Raw genomic sequence first — 1,057 nt, 5'->3', positions numbered from 1 at the left:
TGTCAAAATATTGAGAAGGCTATTGATATCTATAAACAATCGCTAGAGATCAGAACTCGCGAAGTGGCACCAGTTGACTGGGCGCAGACAATGAACAACTTGGCAGTTGCTTATTGTTTTTATAGCACTTGTGTTGACTTCCTTCAGAATATTGAGAAGGCTATTGATGCTTACAAGCAATCGTTAGAAGTTAGAACTTACGAGTCCATGCCTTTTGAGTGGGCAACTTCCAAGAGTAATTTAGCAGTTGCTTACTATTTACATAGCCAAGGTAATCACGCCCAAGATATTGAGGATGCTATTGATGCTCATGAACAAGTTCTAACGGTCAGGACAAAAATAACAACACCTGTTGAGTGGGCTCAAACTAGAATGAATATGGCGATGGCTTACTCTGATCGTATCAAGGGTGATCCTGCTGAGAATTTTCAGCAAGCAATAAATGGCTATCAGGATAGCCTGACAGTCTTTGCTCCAGGGCTGCATCCTCATGATTGCCGAAAATCAGCCAATCGTCTGGGAGATATCTACTTTAGAGGAAGACGCTGGCAGGAGGCTGTTTCTATTTATCAAACGGCGCTACAAGCGGCTGAAATCCTTTACCAGAGTGCCAATTTACTAGATAGCAAATCCGCTGAACTGGCTGAAACCGCTGATCTCCCTCGGCGGGCGGCCTATGCTCTGGCGCGGACGGGCGACCTACAAAAAGCCGTCGAAACCCTGGAGCAGGGCCGTGCCCGTGGGCTCAGCGAGAGTCTCGATCGCGATCGATCTGACCTCACCCAACTGCAACAAACCCATCCTAAGCTTTATCAGGATTACCAGCAGATCACCGCCCAACTCCGAAACCTGGAAAGCCAGCAGCGCGATCGGATGACTTCCGAGGATCGCCATAGCCTCACCCCGGAAGCGCTGAGGGATACAGCCACATCTCTACGTCAGCAACTGACCGATGTTCTCCAAGATATTCGCAAAGTACTGGGCTACGAGGATTTTCTAGGTTTACCTACCTTTGCCGATGTCCAAGCAGCCGTACAGGTGTATCGCCCCTTGGTGT

Annotated in this window: 1 protein-coding gene; it reads left to right on the top strand. The window is 48.3% G+C overall.

What is annotated here, in order from left to right; all coding sequences use genetic code 11:
- On the top strand, positions 1 to 1,057 hold a 1,057-nt coding region (locus V6D20_12485), incomplete at both ends, for a tetratricopeptide repeat protein (protein HEY9816597.1).

It is taken from the genome of Candidatus Obscuribacterales bacterium, from assembly GCA_036703605.1.
In the GTDB taxonomy this organism is placed as follows: Bacteria; Cyanobacteriota; Cyanobacteriia; order RECH01; family RECH01; genus RECH01.
Note: the sequence above shows the minus strand (reverse complement) of the source record. Positions and strands in the feature narration are given on the sequence as shown.